We start from the raw sequence: 16,499 nt of genomic DNA, 5'->3' as shown, positions 1-16,499 counted from the left end.
TGACGCATCGTTTCAGCCGTTAGTCTCGTGCGAGCCGATCACCCGACATCAGGAGAGTGCATGCACGACGAGAACCCGCGTACCTCGGTGCGCACTCGTCGAGCCGGTGCCGCTCTCCTCGCGGTCGGCGCCCTCGCCCTCGGGGCCTGTGGCAGTGACTCCGGGCCCATCGACATCCTGGGCGACGAGGGCTGGCGCGGCGGTCTCGCCGACGCCCACAACTCCGCCTCCGTGACCACCGAGGGCAGTCGCTCCCTCGCTCTCGACTGGACCCGCCCTCTCGGCGCTCCGACGTCCACACGTCCCTCCGTCGCGCCCAACGGTCAGATCACGGTGACGATGACCGGAGACGCCGGCTGCGCGCTCGGATCGTTCCAGGGCGAGACCGGACGCAAGCGGTTCTGCAACTCGCTCGGACCCTCCGGCGTCTCGTCGACCGCGGTCGCCGACTCGGCGTCCAACCTCTACGCCGGTGACGACGGCAGCATGAGCTCGATCAACCAGAACGGTCAACTGCGCTGGCGCACACCGGTCTACGGAGTACCGCGCACCCCGCAGTTCCTGCCCGACGGCAACGTCCTGGTGGTCACCCAGTTCGGTCAGATCAACGTGCTGAGCAACCAGACCGGGAACGCGGTCGCACCCGTACTGGACCTGAACCCCAATCCCACGCCCCTGGACGCGCCGAACACCACGCTGCGGCCCGCGGACGACGGTCTGCTGGCCTGCCTGGGCGGTGGGCCGGACTGCGCCGTCGCGGCGGCACCGGCCGTCGATCTGGAGTCCTCGACCGTCTACCTCGTCCTGTGGCGCACCGGCGCCATCGCTCCCCAGCTCGTGGCGCTGTCCTACACCGGCGGGGACTCCCCCGGCCTCACCGAGGCGTGGTCGTCGCCCCTGCTTCCCGCCGCCGTGACGTCGAGCCCCGTGGTGTCACCCGACGGTGACCGTGTGTACCTCACGGACGTCGAGGGCACCGTGCGTGCGTACTCCACCGAGGACGGCTCCGAGATCTGGTCCTACTTCGTCGGTGACCGCGCGGCAGGAAGTGTGTCCGTCGCTGCGGACGGCACCATCGTCCCCGCGGGCGGCGCGGGGTCGCATCTGCGGGCGATCCGCGATGCGGGCGAGCGACCCGAAACGGTCTGGGAGCGGCCAGATCTCGTGACACAGGGTTCCTCCGCACTGGCGGGTGGCACCACGGGCTACACGGTGGTCGGCGACGGTGACGGGCTCGCACTCGTCACCTTCGACACGGCCACCGGCGAGACGGTCGACACCGACGCGCTCCCCGGCGCCGAGGGCTACAGCCCCGGAGTCGTCGTCGGCTCGGACGGCGAGGTGGTCGTCCCGACCGCGCTGGGATCCCTCTACTCGTTCCGCTGAGGCCCGGTACGCGGCCCGCACACGAAGGCCACCCCCGAGCGCCCGATCCGGGTGATCACGAGCCCCAGCGGCACGGTGCCCCGGAGATCGAGCCGGGGGCGCAGCAACGCGGGATCGACGTCGATGCCGCGGACGAGAATCTCGAGCGACCCGCATCCCAGCTCCGCGAGCCGCTTGCGCAACACCTTCTCGGTGAAGGGCAACCTGTCGAGGATCTCGAAGCCCGTCGTCCCCTCCGGTATCGCGTCTCCCGTGAGGTGCGCGATGCGTGGATCCAGTTGCCACAGTCCATGTCTCGCGGCGTAGTGGCGCACGAGACCGGCCCGCACGACGGCGCCGTCGGGATCGACGATGTACCTGCCAGGGGCACGATCGTCGTCGATGGCGTCCGGGTCGGCGTCCGTCACCTCCCACGCGGAACCGTCCGACCGGAGCACCGTCGCACGGCGACGCACAGCGGGGTCCGCCACCTCCCCCAGCCAGAGGCACGCCTCGCGGACGGCGCCGTCGAGGGAGACGAGTTCGACCTCGGCCCGCGTGTGTCGGCTCGTGAGGTCGAGACGGTCGACGTCGAGACCCGGTGCGCACTTGACCACCAGGTCGCGGCCGGCATAGGCGTCGAGGAGGTCCGGAAGCGGGGGTTCGAGGGCTGCGGGGTCGTGACGGCGGCGGCCGCCGGCGCGGCGGCCGGGGTCGGCGACGACGACGGTGCCGCGCGTGGTGGGGACCACCGCGTCGGCACGCAGCACGGCCACGTCGGGAACGTTGTGTCGTGCCATGGCCAACCGCACCGGATCGAGATCGCTGCCCACCACGATGTCCGCGACCGAGTGCAGGGTGTGCAGTTCGGTGCCGATCGAGCAGGTGACGTCGTGGATGCGACGTCCGCGCAGCCGCTCGGCCCGGTGCCGGGACACCTGTTCGGTGGTGGCCTGCTGCACCGCGTCGTCGGTGACCAACCACGTTCCGGCGAACGGCAGCTTGGTCGCGGCCTTGCGGCGCAGGGTGACCGTCTCGATCAGCGCGGCGGCGCGGTCACCGAAGGCGCTGCGGATCCGGCCGATGTCCGAGACCAGCGTGGCGGGTGTCAGCGCACGGTCACCGACCGCGGCCAGCGCGTCGGACGCCCCGGCCAGGTACTCGACGTCGTCGAGGTCGAACGAGTATCCCACCGACGCGTCAGAGCGCGCCGGTGTCCGGCTTCGTGCCCGTGATCATCACGTTGTAGAAGTAGCCACGGGGCACGACGTGGTGCAGCACGTTCTCGTCGAGCCAGGACAGCGACTTCCAGCCGTTGAACGCGAACCTCGCCCAGCCCCAACCCAGCTTCTCCGCCGGCACCGCCGCCTCGAAGGTGCGGACCGGCCAGCCCAGCAGCGCTGCGGCGAACTCCTCGGTCTTGGCCTGCACGTCGTCCGCACCGGCGGCGACGGCGATGTTCTCGAGCTCCGTCGGGTCGAAGGTGTGCAGATCGACGACGGCCTCGAGTGCCGCGGCACGGGACGACTCGTCCAGCTCCTGCTGCGGGCGACGCCAGTCCGCGAGGAACGGCAACCGCGTCGTGCGGGTCGTGGCCTCCCACGTGAGACGCCCCAGCCACCGCGCGTAGAAGTTGCCCACCGTCGTCGGCTCGCCCGCGAACACGAACCGGCCGCCGGGCTTGAGCACGCGCAGCACCTCGCGCAGAGACTGCTCCACGTCCGGGATGTGGTGCAGCACCGCGTGACCGACGACGAGATCGAACGTGTCGTCCTCGTACGGGATGGTCTCGGCATCGGCGACGCGGCCGTCCACGTCGAGGCCCAGGTTCTCGGCGTTGCGCAGCGCGACCTTGACCATGCCCGGCGACAGGTCCGTGACCGACCCGGTCGCGGCGACGCCGCTCTGCATGAGGTTGAGCAGGAAGAAGCCGGTACCGCAGCCCAGTTCCAGCGCGCGACCGTACGGCAGGGCCTCGGATCCGGCCACCGCGTCGAAACGGCCGCGGGCGTAGTCGATGCAGCGCTGGTCGTAGGAGATCGACCACTTGTCGTCGTAGGTCTCCGCTTCCCAGTCGTGGTAGAGCACCTGGGCCAGCTTGGTGTCCGACCGTGCGGCCTGCACTTCCTCGGCACTCGCGTGCGGGCGCGGCGCCGGATCCGACGGTGCGGTCGAGGCGGCGGTGTCGGTGTGCGGTTCACGAGCGGTCATGGAAGGGAACCCTATCTGAACGAGTGCGGGAGGCTAGTTGCCGGTGAAGTCGGCCTTGCCCGGGCCGTTCTCGAGGAACGACGCCATGCCGATCGCGCGGTCCTCGGTTCCGAACAGCGAGGCGAAGACGTGCGCCTCGATCTTCAGGCCCGTCGCGAGGTCGGTGTCCAGACCCTCGTCGATCGCCGCCTTGGCTGCGGCGAGGGCGCGCGAGGCACCGCGGACGAACTGACCGGCCCACGTGCGCGCCGCCTCGTAGACGGCATCGGGGGCCACCACCTCGTCCACGAGACCGACGGCGAGCGCCTCCTCGGCCCCGACGAAACGGCCGGTGAACACCATGTCCTTCGCGCGGCTCGGGCCGATCAGCCGGGCGAGTCGCTGGGTGCCGCCACCGCCGGGAATGACGCCGAGCAGCACCTCGGGGACGCCGAGCTTCGCGTTGTCGCCCGCGATGCGGCGATCGGCACCGAGGGCGACCTCCAGACCGCCGCCGAGGGCGTATCCGGTGATGGCGGCGACGGTGGGCTTCGGGATGGACGCGATCGCTCCGAGACCGGCCTGCAGAGCGCCGATCGCGTCGGTCATCTGGCCCGCGGACATCTCCGCCATCTCCTTGATGTCCGCGCCGGCGGCGAACACCTTCTCACCGCCGTACACGATGACCGCCTTGACGTCCGGATCCTCGGCGGCGGCCCGCGACACCTTGAGGAGCTCACCCTGCACCTGGCGGTTCAGAGCGTTCATCGGCGGCCGGGAGAGCCGGATGGTGCCGATGCCGTCGGTCACGTCGAGAGTCACGAATTCAGCCATGGCCAGCACGCTAGCCGTTCGACGTCCGCTCGGCGCGTGGGGGGAGGTCGGCGCGATACTCGTCGGCGCCGTCGAAGTTCACCCGCACGGATCCACCCGATCCGCTGATGACGGGCTGCACCGGCGCCAGATCGGCCTCTGCGGCCATGGCCTCGGCCACCGACCCGTGACCGGCGAGATGCCGCAGGCACGCCCAGGTGGGCGGCATCAGCATGCGGTCGCCGCGACGGAACTCGTCGAGGGCATCCGCGGGCCGCACCCACGCGGCGTCGACGGCCTCGGACGTCTCGCCGTCGGGACGTTGCCCGGACGGGAGCGCCGCGACGAAGAAGCGGGTGTCGTACCGACGGGTCGTCTCGCCCTCGGGCGTGATCCAACGGGCGTGCGGGCGCAGCAGATCGGAGCGCACCACCAGGCGGGTCTCGGCCAGGAACTCACCGAACGAGATCTCGTGATTCTCGACGGCACGACGCCGGTCGGCGTGATCGGACGTGTCCGCGACGACGGTGTGCGCGTCGGGCCCGGCGAACAGGACACCGCACTCCTCGAAGGTCTCGCGCACCGCGGCGAGCACCAGGGCCCGCGCCGCGGCGTCGTCGTCGGTGCCGAACCGTGCCGCCCACCACGCGGGTGACGGGCCGGCCCACCGGTCCTCCCCGTCCGCGGGCGTGCGATCGGTCGGATCCACACCGCCGCCCGGGAAGACCGTCATGCCGGCGGCGAACGCCATCCGTCCGACTCGCCGCTGCAGGAAGACCTCGAGCCCTGCCGGCGCATCGCGCAGCAGGATGACGGTGGAGGCGTCCCGCAGCGCGACCGGTTCGGTCACCGCGCTCGCCGATGGGACGACCGCGACCGCTTGCGCCGCGCGAAGAAGCGCCCGTCGGTGCGCTCGAGGGCGATGGCCTGACTGAACGCGGTGGACAGGTTCTCCTCCGTGATGACGTCGTCGATGAGACCCTGCGCCACGACTCCGCCCTCCTTGAGCAGCATCGCGTGGGTGAAGCCCGGTGGGATCTCCTCCACGTGGTGCGTGATCAGCACCGTCGCGGGGGCGTCGGGGTCGAGTGCGAGGTCGGTGAGGATGGCGACGAGATCCTCGCGGCCTCCGAGGTCGAGACCCGCGGCCGGCTCGTCGAGCAGCAGCAACTCGGGGTCCGTCATCAGAGCGCGGGCGATCAGGACACGCTTGCGTTCGCCCTCGGACAGCGTCCCGAAGGTCCGGCGAGCGAGATGCTCGATACCGGCCGTCTCGAGCATGTCGACCGCACGCTCGTCGTCCACCTCGTCGTACTTCTCACGCCAGCGACCGAGCACCGCGTACCCCGCCGACACGACCAGATCGGCCACCACCTCGTCGGACGGGATGCGTCCGGCGAGAGCAGAGGACGACAGGCCGATGCGCGGCTTGAGTTCCGAGATGTCGACGTGCCCGAGCGTCTCGCCGAGCACGTGCGCGGTGCCGGAGGTCGGGTAGATCTCCGCCGCGGCGACGCGCAGCAGCGTGGTCTTGCCCGCACCGTTCGGTCCGAGGACCACCCACCGCTCGTCCAGCTCCACGTTCCAGGAGACGGGGCCGACGAGGGTCGTCCCTCCGCGGACGACGGAGACATCGGCGAGTTCGACGAGCAGGTCTGGGTCAGGAGAGGACACGCCTTCCATCTTCCCGCACGCGCGGGGTGCATCCACGGCAGGATCAGCACGCGTGTCGCACGAACAGAACTCACCGAAGTCCGCCGCCGCGTCGGGCAGGCCCTTCCCGCTGGGCGCCCACCCCGTGGAGGGCGGCGTCTGCTTCGCCGTGCACGCACCCGACGCGCACGCCGTCGAGGTGTGTCTGGTGGACGGGTCGGGCCCCGACTCACGGGAGTCGCGTCACCTCCTCACCCAGCGCACGTACGGCATCTGGCACGGTGTGGTCGCCGAGGCCGGCGTCGGATCCGTCTACGGCTACCGCGTCTCCGGACCGTGGAATCCCGAGGCCGGTCACCGGTTCGATCCGCACAAGATCCTTCTCGACCCCTACGCACGGCGCATCGTCGGCAGCCTCGGCGACGCGCGAGCCCTCCTGCCGTATCGCGACGACCCGTTCGGACCGCAGTCGACGGTCGACTCGCTGGGACACGCTCCCCTCGCGGTGGTCACCGCTCCCCTGCCGGCCTCGGACGCACCGCGACTCGAGACCGACTGGGACCGCACCGTCGTGTACGAGGTGCACGTCGGGTCGTTCACCGGCGCCCATCCGGACGTCCCCGAGAATCTGCGCGGCACCTACCTCGGACTCGTTCACCCTGCGGTGCTCGAGCACCTTCGTACGCTGGGCGTGACGGCGGTGGAACTGCTTCCGGTGCACGCGTGCCTCACCGAACCCGGTGTGCGCGCCCGAGGGATGCGCAACCACTGGGGCTACAGCACCGGCTCGTACTTCGCCGTCGAACCGTCGTACGCCTCGGTCCCCGGCGCCGAGGTCACCGAGTTCCGCACGATGGTGGACACGCTGCACGAGGCGGGTATCGAGGTGATCCTCGACGTCGTCTACAACCACACCTGCGAGGGCGGTGTCGACGGCCCCTCCCTCTCGTGGCGCGGCCTGGACGCGCGCGGGTACTACCTGCTGGACGCCCGCGGTCACGACATCGATCTGACGGGATGCGGCAACACCGTCGACGCCGCGTCCCCGGCCGTCGTCCGGATGGTCTGCGACTCGTTGCGGTACTGGGTCACCGAACTGGGGGTCGACGGCTTCCGCTTCGATCTCGCCAGCACTCTGGGCAGGCCGGGCGGATGGCGCTTCGATCCGCACGCCCCGATGTTGAGCGCCATCGCCGCCGACCCGATCCTGTGCCGTGCCAAGCTGATCGCCGAGCCGTGGGACGCGACCGGGCCCGGGTACCAGGTCGGCGGGTTCGGCGGCGTGTGGAGCGAGTGGAACGACCGCTACCGAGACACGCTGCGCCGCTTCTTCGCCGGGCACGGCGGTGTGCGTGAGCTGGCGTCCCGCCTCGCGGGATCCGAGGATCTGTTCGCGCCGACCGGACGCAGGCCGTGGGCGTCCGTCAACTTCGTCACCGCTCACGACGGCTTCACCGCGCGAGACCTGGTGTCCTACACCGCCAAGCACAACGAGGCCAACGGCGAGTCCAACCGCGACGGCACCGACAACAACCTCTCGGTGAATCACGGCGTCGAGGGCGAGACCGAGGACCCCGCCGTGCTCGCGGCGCGCGATCGACACGTGCGTGCGCTGCTGTCGACCCTGGCCCTGTCCACCGGGACACCCATGTTCCTGGCCGGCGACGAACTGGGACACACGCAGCACGGCAACAACAATGCCTACTGCGTGCCGCAGGGAACATCGGCCGCGGATGCGCACGCGATCGACTGGTCGAGACGGGACGACGCCCTGACGGCGACTCTGGGACGAGCACTGCGGCTGCGTCGATCGGCACCCGTTCTGCGCCAACAGGAGTTCTTCGCCGGTCGTGACACACCCAGCGGCGAACCGGATCTCATGTGGTTCGACCACGACGGGGCCGAGATCGTCGGCGATCGGTGGAACGACGATCACGCCCGTACCCTGCAGGCCTGGGTCGACGGATCCGACGTGCGCATCCCCGCGCTCCGACACGCAGGGGTCGAGGCGGAGACCTTCGATTCGGCTCTGCTGGTGGTGCACTCGGGAGGCGATGCGAACATCGTCCTCCCCGATCACCGTCGACACGGGCCGAACGAGGCTCCCGGCTACGTTCCCGTCTTCGACTCCGCGACACCCGACGGTCGACCGGTGGACGCGTCGCCCGTCACCGCGGGAAGCACCGTCCGAGTGGCCGGTCCGATCGTGCTCGTCTACATCTCGACGATCCCGTCCTGACTCAGGCGGTGCGCGGGACGTCCAGCTCGGCGATCACGGTCATCGACCCGGGGGCGACCTCCGTGTAGCCCGCGTCCCGCACGCCGACGGCGGTGCCGCGCTCGCACTCGGCCACGAGGCGAGACCAGGTCTCGGCATCGGCATCACGGACGCTGACGGCCCACTGCGCGTCCTGCCACGCCCGGACGTCCTCGACCGTCATGGCACCGGCAGCGAGCATCACGGCGTGTCCCACCTGGGCGGCGGTCTTGCCGACGGTCATCTCGAGCTCCGCGTCCACCCAGAGCCGCACGGCACCCTCGGCGTGCGATCCCGGGTCGTCGGCCGGCAGGTCGGTGCCTCCCACCTGGAGCTTGCGCAGCCTCGGGTCCAGATCACCCACACGGCACGGCACATAGGCCCGAGCCGACGCCCCGCCCACGTCGACGGTCACGCCGTCCACCTCCTGCGCCGCCGTCCACTGCGCGCCCCGCGCGCGACGGGACACCTTGCGGATCCGCGCACCCAGCCACGCCGTGTACTCCTCGTGCCAGGGACCGCCCGGGGCGATGCGCTCGTCCAGGCACACCTGCAGCGTCGCGGACGCCGCCGCGGCCAGCAGGTCGGACCGGGCCGGCGGATCGACCTTGGGGATGTGGAGCACCAGCGGCATCGCGCGCACGTCGACAGGATCGGGCGGATCGACTCGCGAGCCGTAGGAACTGGCCGCACTCGTCCCGGCCACCAGCACCGCGTGGCGCTCCTCGAGGGTGGACGGCCGGACGTCCTCCAGGGGACCCTCGTCGATCACGGGATGGGGATGCGGCGAACCCCGCCGTCGAGGGAGTCGGCGGCCTCGATCTCACTGCGGGTGACACCGAGGACGAAGAGCAGCGCGTCGAGGAACGGATAGGACAGCGCCGCGTCCGCGACCTCGCGCAGCGCCGGCTTCGCGTTGAAGGCGATGCCGAGACCCGCCGCGGTGAGCATGTCGATGTCGTTGGCACCGTCGCCGACCGCCACCGTCTGCTCCATCGGCACACCGACCTGTGAGGCGAACTGGCGCAGCGCCACCGCCTTCGCCGCGCGATCGACGACATCGCCGATCACGCGCCCGGTGAGCTTGCCGTCGACGATCTCCAGGGTGTTCGCCTTCACGAAGTCCAGTTCGAGCTCGTGCGCCAAGCCCTCGATCACCTGCCGGAAACCGCCCGACACCACGCCGCAGTGATAGCCGAGTCGTCGTAACGTCCGAATGGTGGTGCGCGCGCCCGGCGTGAGCTCGAGATCCTCGGCGACGTCGTCGATGACCGATGCGTCCAACCCGGCGAGGGTCGCGACTCGACGGTGCAGTGACTCCGCGAAGTCGATCTCGCCTCGCATGGCCGCCTCGGTGACGGCTCGGACCTCGTCCTCGACTCCGGCCCGCGCCGCGAGCATCTCGATGACCTCGCCCTGCACCAGCGTCGAGTCGACGTCGAACACGATGAGGCGCTTCGCTCGACGAGCCAGTCCGGACCGTTCGACGGCGACGTCGATACCGACTCCGGCAGCCACGGTCGCGAGCGCCGACCGCAACGCCTCGTCGGCCTCGTCGCTCGACAGCCCGCCCTCCTCCTGCGGACGGGCCGAGACCAACAGCTCGAGTCCCGTCACCGGGTAGTCGGCGATACCGCGGATCGAGTCGATGTTGGCGCCCTGTCGCGCGAGTTCGCTCGACAGCACGCTGATGGCTCGCGCGGTGACGGGCCGTCCCAGCACGACGACGACGTGGGTGGAGAGGGGCGAACGACCGTGCGCTCCCCCGACCTCGACGTCGACGTGGACACCCACCGTGCCCATGGCCTCCTCGAGGTGCTCCTGCAAACTCTCGACGTCCCCGGGGCAACTGCCCAGGACACCGAGCGTCAGGCGACCGCGAATGACCACCTGCTCCACGTCCACGACGCTGACGTCGTGTCGCGCCAGCGAGGCGAAGAGCACGGATGTGACACCGGGCTTGTCACCGCCGGTGACCGTCACGAGCACGGACGTCGGCGGGGGTGGTGTCTCCACCATCGAGGTATCTCCTTGTCACACGAAAAGCCCCTCACCGTGAGGAGAGGGGCTCGTCGCTGGAACGGTCGTGGAACGAGAGGACTACTTGTCGCGGTCGCCCGAACCTTCGTGATCGCTGGTCGCGATCGGCGCGCGGCGTGCCTGCTCGAGCACCTCGGTGGTCTTGCCTCCACCGTGGCCCGGTCCCACATGCGCTTCGTCTCGCATGCGTTCGACCATGTGCGGGTAGTGCAGCTCGAACGCGGGGCGCTCGGAGCGGATACGCGGGAGCTCCACGAAGTTGTGGCGCGGCGGCGGGCAGCTGGTCGCCCACTCCAGGGAGTTGCCGTAGCCCCACGGATCGTCGACCGTGACGACCTCGCCGTAGCGGTAGCTCTTGAAGACGTTCCAGAGGAACGGCAACGTCGAGGCGCCGAGGACGAAGGCACCGACCGTCGAGATCGAGTTGAGCACCGTGAAGCCGTCGGACGGGAGGTAGTCCGCGTAGCGACGCGGGAATCCCTCGGCGCCGAGCCAGTGCTGCACCAGGAACGTGGCGTGGAAGCCGACGAAGGTGGCCCAGAAGTGCCACTTGCCGAGAGCCTCGTCCATCATCCGGCCCGTCATCTTCGGGAACCAGAAGTAGATACCGGCGTAGGTCGCGAACACGATCGTGCCGAACAGCACGTAGTGGAAGTGCGCCACCACGAAGTAGGAGTCGGTGACGTGGAAGTCGATGGGCGGGCTGGCGAGCAGCACACCGGACAGACCACCGAAGAGGAACGTGACCAGGAAGCCGACCGAGAACAGCATCGGCGTCTCGAACGTCAGCTGGCCCTTCCACATCGTGCCGATCCAGTTGAAGAACTTCACACCCGTCGGGACGGCGATGAGGAACGTCATGAAGGAGAAGAACGGCAGCAGCACCGCACCGGTCGCGTACATGTGGTGGGCCCACACGGCGATGGACAGCGCCGCGATGGCGATGGTGGCGTAGATCAGGCCCGTGTAACCGAACAGCGGCTTACGGGAGAAGACCGGGAAGATCTCCGACACGATGCCGAAGAACGGCAGCGCGATGATGTACACCTCGGGGTGACCGAAGAACCAGAACAGGTGCTGCCACAGCAACACACCGCCCGTGGCCGGATCGAACAGGTGCGCACCCAGGTGTCGGTCGGCCGCCAGTCCCAGCAGTGCCGCGGTGAGCAGCGGGAAGGCGAGCAGCACGAGGATCATCGTGACGAAGATGTTCCAGGTGAAGATGGGCATCCGGAACATGGTCATGCCCGGGGCACGCAGGCAGATGACCGTCGTGATCATGTTCACGCCACCGAGGATGGTGCCGAGGCCCGAGAGCGCGAGGCCCATGATCCAGAAGTCCGCGCCCACGCCCGGCGAGTGCACGGCGTCGGTGAGCGGCGTGTAGGCCGTCCAGCCGAAGTCTGCAGCGCCACCGGGGGTGATGAAGCCCGCCGAGGCGATGAGTGCGCCGAACAGGTACAGCCAGTAGCTGAACGCGTTCAGACGTGGGAACGCCACGTCGGGCGCACCGATCTGCAGCGGGAGGATGTAGTTGGCGAACGCGAACACGATGGGCGTCGCGTACAGCAGCAACATGATCGTGCCGTGCATGGTGAAGAGCTGGTTGTACTGCTCGTTCGACAGGAACTGCATGCCCGGGAGGGCGAGCTCCGCACGCATGAGCAGGGCGAGGACGCCACCGAACAAGAAGAAGCCGAACGACGTGACCATGTACATGATCCCGAGCGTCTTCGGATCGGTGGTCGTCACCATCTTGTGGATGAACGATCCCTTGGGCCCCATACGGGGCGGGTACGGCCGTGAAGCCGTCAGCTCGGGGACTGGCTGGGGCGCTAGGGCAGTCACTGATCCTCCTGAAAGCGCGTCTCCCCGTGCCCGAGGTGGACGCATGAAATTCGTGCGCTCTATGGATCGTAACCCCATGACACACGAACTGCGGCACGGGTCCTACGAAGTGTCGTACTTCCACCCGGGTGTCGCATTTTCCGGCCCGCGGGAGGCCCTCTTCCGAAGGCCTCCACGACCGGAGCACGGCCTGCCCGCCACTCGCCGAGCGACCGGCTTCCGGACTGCCCGTAAGGTCTCGGCCATGTCGGATCGCTCTCGTCGTCACGCTCGATCGGTCGTCGCCCTCGCGACGATTCCCGCGATGCTCGCCCTCTCTGCCTGCGGCGACACCTCGAGTGACGACGCCTCCACCATCGTCCGGACCACCACGAACGTGGCCGGAGCCGGCGTGGTCGGCATCGAACGTGACACCGCCGGCCTGTGCGCGCTCCCGCAGCCGATCGACTCGGTCGGGCAGCAGGGTGACACCCGGCTCGTCGTCGGCAGCGGCCGTGCGACCACGGTGCCCGCCGATCCGCAACGTGTCGTGGTTCTCACCATGACGGCACTCGACGCGTCGTGCGCCGTCGGCACCTGGGAGCGCGTCGTCGGCGCACCCACGGCGCCGCTCGCTCCCACCGCTCCCCCGTCCGGCCTGCTGCGCCCGGACTACCTCGGCACCGGCATCGCCGAGATCGCCGGCGTCGGACCCGAGGGCTCCCCCGACGTCGACGCGATCCGAGCACTGGCTCCGGACGTCATCATCGGCGGCGACGCCCTCGACCCCGCCGTCACCGCGCAACTCGACGGCATCGCCCCGACCGTTCTCACGCGCGCGTCGTCGTCGTGGCTCGAACGGTCCACGCTCGCGGCCGCGGCGATGGGACGACGTGACGCCGCCACCCGTGCGACGGAGCAGTACCGCGCACGCGCCGAGACCGTGGGCCGCGAGCAGAACTCCCGCATCACCGAGGCGTCTCTCGTGCGCTTCGGCGCCGACGGCACACAACTGCTCGGCGACGACAGCTTCGCGGGGCAGGTACTCGCGCAGGCGGGCGTGCGACGACCGGGGCCTCAGCTCGGCGAGACCCGCGCACTCCCGCAGGACGATCTGTCCGACGCGGAGGGCGACCTGATCTACGTCATGTTCGACGGACAGGCGGGGCTGGAACGCGGCACCGAGGTCATGGACTCGGACGCGTGGAAGGACCTCGGCGCCGCGACGGACAGTCGCGTGTTCAGCGTCGACGACACGGTGTGGTCGGGCGAGGGCCTCGTGGCCGCGGGCGCGATCCTCACCGACGTGTCCAACACGCTGAACGGCTACGTCTGACGCGTCGGCGGTAGCGTTCCGGGAGTGCCGATACCCGAGTTCATCACCACCCTGCGCGCCAAGATCGGTCACCATCCGCTCTGGCTCTCCGGTGTCAGTGCCGTCGTGCTCGACGCCGACGATCGGCTCCTGCTGACGCGTCGCAAGGACAACGAGCTCTGGGCCGTGGTGTCCGGCGTCCTCGAGCCCGGCGAGGAACCCGGACCGGCCGCCCTCCGGGAGATCCTGGAGGAGACGGGCGTGACGGCCGAGCTCGTGCGGTTGACGAGTGTCGACGTCACCGAGCCCATCGTCTACCCGAACGGCGACCGCACCCAGTACCTCGACGTCTGCTTCCTCGCCCGGTACGTCGCCGGCGAGGCGCGGGTCGCGGACGACGAGAACCTCGACGTGCAGTGGTTCGCGCGCGATGCGCTGCCCGCGGACATCACCGACACCTCGACTCTCCGCATCGCGAAGGCGCTGGACCACGGCCCGGAGGCTTGGTTCCGGCGGTAGGTGGCGCCGGACCGTGCCGTCCTGCCGCGTCCTGTGTGCACCGCTGCTCAGTGTCCGGCGCGCCCGCACACCCTCACCGATTTCGGCCACCTTCACCGGTCACAACCGGTGAAGGTGGCTACAACCGTTGCAGGAGGGCGCAACGGCGCACGTGCTCCGGTTTCCGCAAGCCGCTCCTGCTACAACCGAAGCGGGTTGCGGGAACCGGAGCACCTCGCACTCGAGACGTGCTCACCAGACATGACTCAGGGCACCACCCGCAAAGCGGACGGTGCCCCGAGGTGAGGTGGGTCAGAAGTCCCAGTCGTCGTCCTCGGTGTTGATTGCCTTGCCGATGACGTACGAGCTTCCCGAACCCGAGAAGAAGTCGTGGTTCTCGTCGGCGTTGGGTGAGAGCGCCGACAGGATGGCCGGGTTGACGTCGCACTCGTCCTTCGGGAACAGGCCTTCGTAGCCGAGGTTCATGAGCGCCTTGTTCGCGTTGTAGCGCAGGAACTTCTTGACGTCCTCGGTCAGACCGACCTCGTCGTACAGGTCCTGCGTGTACTCGGTCTCGTTCTCGTACAGCTCGAAGAGCAGGTCGAACGTGTAGTTCTTCAGCTCTTCGCGCTCGGCCGGCGAACGGGTCTCGAGTCCGCGCTGGTACTTGTAGCCGATGTAGTACCCGTGCACGGCCTCGTCGCGGATGATCAGGCGAACGAGGTCGGCCGTGTTGGTGAGCTTGGCCCGCGAGGACCAGTACATCGGCAGGTAGAAGCCCGAGTAGAAGAGGAACGACTCGAGCAGGGTGGAGGCCACCTTGCGCTTGAGCGGGTCGTCGCCCTTGTAGTAGTCCATGACGATGGACGCCTTGCGCTGCAGGTTCGCGTTCTCCTCGGACCAGCGGAACGCGTCGTCGATGTCGCGAGTGGAGCACAGCGTCGAGAAGATCGACGAGTAGGACTTGGCGTGCACCGACTCCATGAACGAGATGTTGGTGTACACCGCCTCCTCGTGCGGAGTGATGGCGTCCGGGATCAGCGACACGGCGCCGACGGTGCCCTGAATCGTGTCGAGCAGCGTCAGACCCGTGAAGACGCGCATGGTGAGCTGCTTCTCGTGGTCCGTCAGCGTGTCCCAGGACGGGATGTCGTTCGAGATCGGCACCTTCTCGGGCAGCCAGAAGTTGCTGGTGAGCCGATCCCAGACCTCGGAATCCTTGTCGTCGACGACGCGGTTCCAGTTGATCGCGGAGACGCGATCGATGAGCTTCACCATGGGTACCTACCTGCTGATCGATGACTCTGCTTCACGGCTGCACCTGCGGTGCGCCGGGGACTGCGAGAAATGCGGCCGTGGCCGCGAATTGTCACTGACGGCAACACTACCCGTTGTGGCATGCCCCGGGGGCCAACACAACACCGTGTGTCTCCGACCCGTGCGCCTCATGCGCGTTCAGAGATGCGCACGAGGCTCACAACGGGCGCAGCCCGACCACTCGCCTACCCACCCCTCACGACGGAGGACGGTCGTCACCTCACGTGCGACACCGCAGGGATCGTCGACCACCTCGTCGTACCCGAGCACCAGACGCGGGCGGCCGGCAAGTTCCGCGGCGTTGTCGCGTCGACGGTCGCGGAAGGCCACGCCGGGCATCGCGTGGAACCGACGGCCGTCCAGGCGAACGATCAGGTCGACGCCGACGTTCGAATAGTCGACATCCTCGAACAATGTCCGCCCGTCGACGCGAACAGGGCTCTGACGTGCACCGACGGGAAATCCATGCGCCTGCTCGACCTCGAGTGCGTACGCGAGTTCGAGAACGGACTGCACCTCGTCGGACATGTACCGCACAGCCTGTTCGAGGGCCACACGGTAGCGGTAGGGGCGACGCTTCTCGAGTCGCTCACGGATGTCGTCGAGGCGCACGATCCGACTGCTCACGGAGGACACCAGACTCGTCATCGCTTCGCGCGCAGTCGATTCGGATGTCGCAAGGTCGATCGCCGTGTCGGCCGCACGGGTTCTCGGTAGCGGCCCGTCGTGCACGATGTGTGCATGAGCGCGGGACCGATGCACCACGACCCCGGGATGTAGAACTGACCCGACGCGGGCCACCGGTCCCGTCGCCGTCACTCGGGAGCGAACCCTGGTGGGACTCTGGCACCGCGCCGAACGGCCGTAGGGAACCGTGACATGGGCGCGTGCACCCGATGAGACTCGCCGCAGACCCCACTCCTCCGCTGCGCTCCGGTGACTGAGCAAGGAGTCCGGGCCGCCGTAGAGCAGGGCGGCGCACAGAGTCTGTTCCCGATCGAGCGGACCTGCTGCGATGGCGTAGACGCCCCGAAGAACGATCGCCCAGCGGCCCGACTCGACGTGCCGCCGAACTCTGTCTCGGCTGTAGCCGAGAGCCGTCACCTGCGATTGCGTGAACAGGCCTGACTGATCGTCCAATAGTCGATGCAGTTCATGTTCGTCCCCCCGGATGCGCATGCGGGGATGGTGCACGACCGGTACGACACCCGTCCGTGCGCCTTT

Annotated in this window: 14 protein-coding genes; 4 read left to right on the top strand and 10 right to left on the bottom strand. The window is 69.1% G+C overall.

What is annotated here, in order from left to right; all coding sequences use genetic code 11:
- Window positions 1-60 precede the first annotated feature (60 nt).
- Entirely contained in the window at window positions 61-1,386 is a 1,326-nt protein-coding gene (locus tag QE397_RS06975) for a PQQ-binding-like beta-propeller repeat protein (protein WP_307092521.1), read from the top strand.
- On the opposite strand, the gene QE397_RS06970 is transcribed toward QE397_RS06975, so the two are convergent.
- The 5 genes from QE397_RS06970 to QE397_RS06950 are packed head-to-tail and all read right to left on the bottom strand — an operon-like array spanning window position 1,371 to window position 6,051.
- Complete coding sequence (locus QE397_RS06970; RefSeq protein ID WP_307092519.1) at window positions 1,371-2,558, bottom strand: class I SAM-dependent methyltransferase; 1,188 nt, start codon at window positions 2,556-2,558, stop codon at window positions 1,371-1,373. The genes QE397_RS06975 and QE397_RS06970 overlap by 16 nt on opposite strands.
- Window positions 2,559-2,565: 7 nt before the next feature.
- Entirely contained in the window at window positions 2,566-3,576 is a 1,011-nt protein-coding gene (locus tag QE397_RS06965; RefSeq protein ID WP_027507036.1) for a class I SAM-dependent methyltransferase, read from the bottom strand.
- Window positions 3,577-3,609: 33 nt separating this feature from the next.
- Window positions 3,610-4,389, bottom strand: a complete 780-nt coding sequence (locus QE397_RS06960) for an enoyl-CoA hydratase/isomerase family protein (protein ID WP_307092517.1) — start codon at window positions 4,387-4,389, stop codon at window positions 3,610-3,612.
- Window positions 4,390-4,399: 10 nt separating this feature from the next.
- Window positions 4,400-5,218 carry an NUDIX hydrolase gene (locus QE397_RS06955; protein WP_307092515.1) on the bottom strand — a complete coding sequence of 273 codons (819 nt, stop codon included), beginning with the start codon at window positions 5,216-5,218 and terminating at the stop codon, window positions 4,400-4,402.
- Window positions 5,215-6,051: an ABC transporter ATP-binding protein gene (locus QE397_RS06950; RefSeq protein WP_027507055.1), complete on the bottom strand. Its 837-nt coding sequence runs from the start codon at window positions 6,049-6,051 to the stop codon at window positions 5,215-5,217. The genes QE397_RS06955 and QE397_RS06950 overlap by 4 nt, the downstream gene beginning before the upstream one ends.
- Before the next feature lie 43 nt (window positions 6,052-6,094).
- Here QE397_RS06950 and glgX point away from each other — a divergent pair, with 43 nt between their 5' ends.
- Window positions 6,095-8,260 (top strand): glycogen debranching protein GlgX, encoded by a 2,166-nt coding sequence (gene glgX / locus QE397_RS06945; protein ID WP_307092514.1) that lies wholly within the window; start codon window positions 6,095-6,097, stop codon window positions 8,258-8,260.
- 1 nt (window position 8,261) lies between these two features.
- Here glgX and QE397_RS06940 read toward each other — a convergent pair whose 3' ends face one another.
- The 3 genes from QE397_RS06940 to ctaD all read right to left on the bottom strand — a co-directional run bounded on the left by QE397_RS06940 (window position 8,262) and on the right by ctaD (window position 12,166).
- On the bottom strand, window positions 8,262-9,050 hold the full coding sequence (locus tag QE397_RS06940; protein WP_373425216.1) for a peptidyl-tRNA hydrolase: 789 nt from the start codon (window positions 9,048-9,050) through the stop codon (window positions 8,262-8,264).
- Window positions 9,047-10,297, bottom strand: coding sequence for a phosphoserine phosphatase SerB (gene serB / locus QE397_RS06935; protein WP_027507041.1), 1,251 nt, complete (start codon window positions 10,295-10,297; stop codon window positions 9,047-9,049). The genes QE397_RS06940 and serB overlap by 4 nt, the downstream gene beginning before the upstream one ends.
- Before the next feature lie 81 nt (window positions 10,298-10,378).
- Complete coding sequence (ctaD, locus tag QE397_RS06930) at window positions 10,379-12,166, bottom strand: cytochrome c oxidase subunit I (RefSeq protein ID WP_027507042.1); 1,788 nt, start codon at window positions 12,164-12,166, stop codon at window positions 10,379-10,381.
- Window positions 12,167-12,410: 244 nt separating this feature from the next.
- Here ctaD and QE397_RS06925 point away from each other — a divergent pair, with 244 nt between their 5' ends.
- Entirely contained in the window at window positions 12,411-13,481 is a 1,071-nt protein-coding gene (locus tag QE397_RS06925; protein WP_307092510.1) for an ABC transporter substrate-binding protein, read from the top strand.
- A 24-nt stretch (window positions 13,482-13,505) separates the two neighbouring features.
- Entirely contained in the window at window positions 13,506-13,979 is a 474-nt protein-coding gene (locus tag QE397_RS06920; RefSeq protein ID WP_307092508.1) for an NUDIX domain-containing protein, read from the top strand.
- 291 nt (window positions 13,980-14,270) lie between these two features.
- Here QE397_RS06920 and nrdF read toward each other — a convergent pair whose 3' ends face one another.
- Window positions 14,271-15,236: a class 1b ribonucleoside-diphosphate reductase subunit beta gene (gene nrdF / locus QE397_RS06915; RefSeq protein ID WP_307092506.1), complete on the bottom strand. Its 966-nt coding sequence runs from the start codon at window positions 15,234-15,236 to the stop codon at window positions 14,271-14,273.
- 177 nt (window positions 15,237-15,413) lie between these two features.
- Window positions 15,414-16,454, bottom strand: a complete 1,041-nt coding sequence (locus QE397_RS06910; RefSeq protein ID WP_307092504.1) for a type IV toxin-antitoxin system AbiEi family antitoxin domain-containing protein — start codon at window positions 16,452-16,454, stop codon at window positions 15,414-15,416.
- Window positions 16,455-16,499 lie beyond the last annotated feature (45 nt).

Source organism: Rhodococcus sp. SORGH_AS_0301 (assembly GCF_030818285.1).
GTDB lineage: Bacteria > Actinomycetota > Actinomycetes > Mycobacteriales > Mycobacteriaceae > Rhodococcoides.
This window is presented reverse-complemented; position numbering and strand designations above follow the sequence as displayed.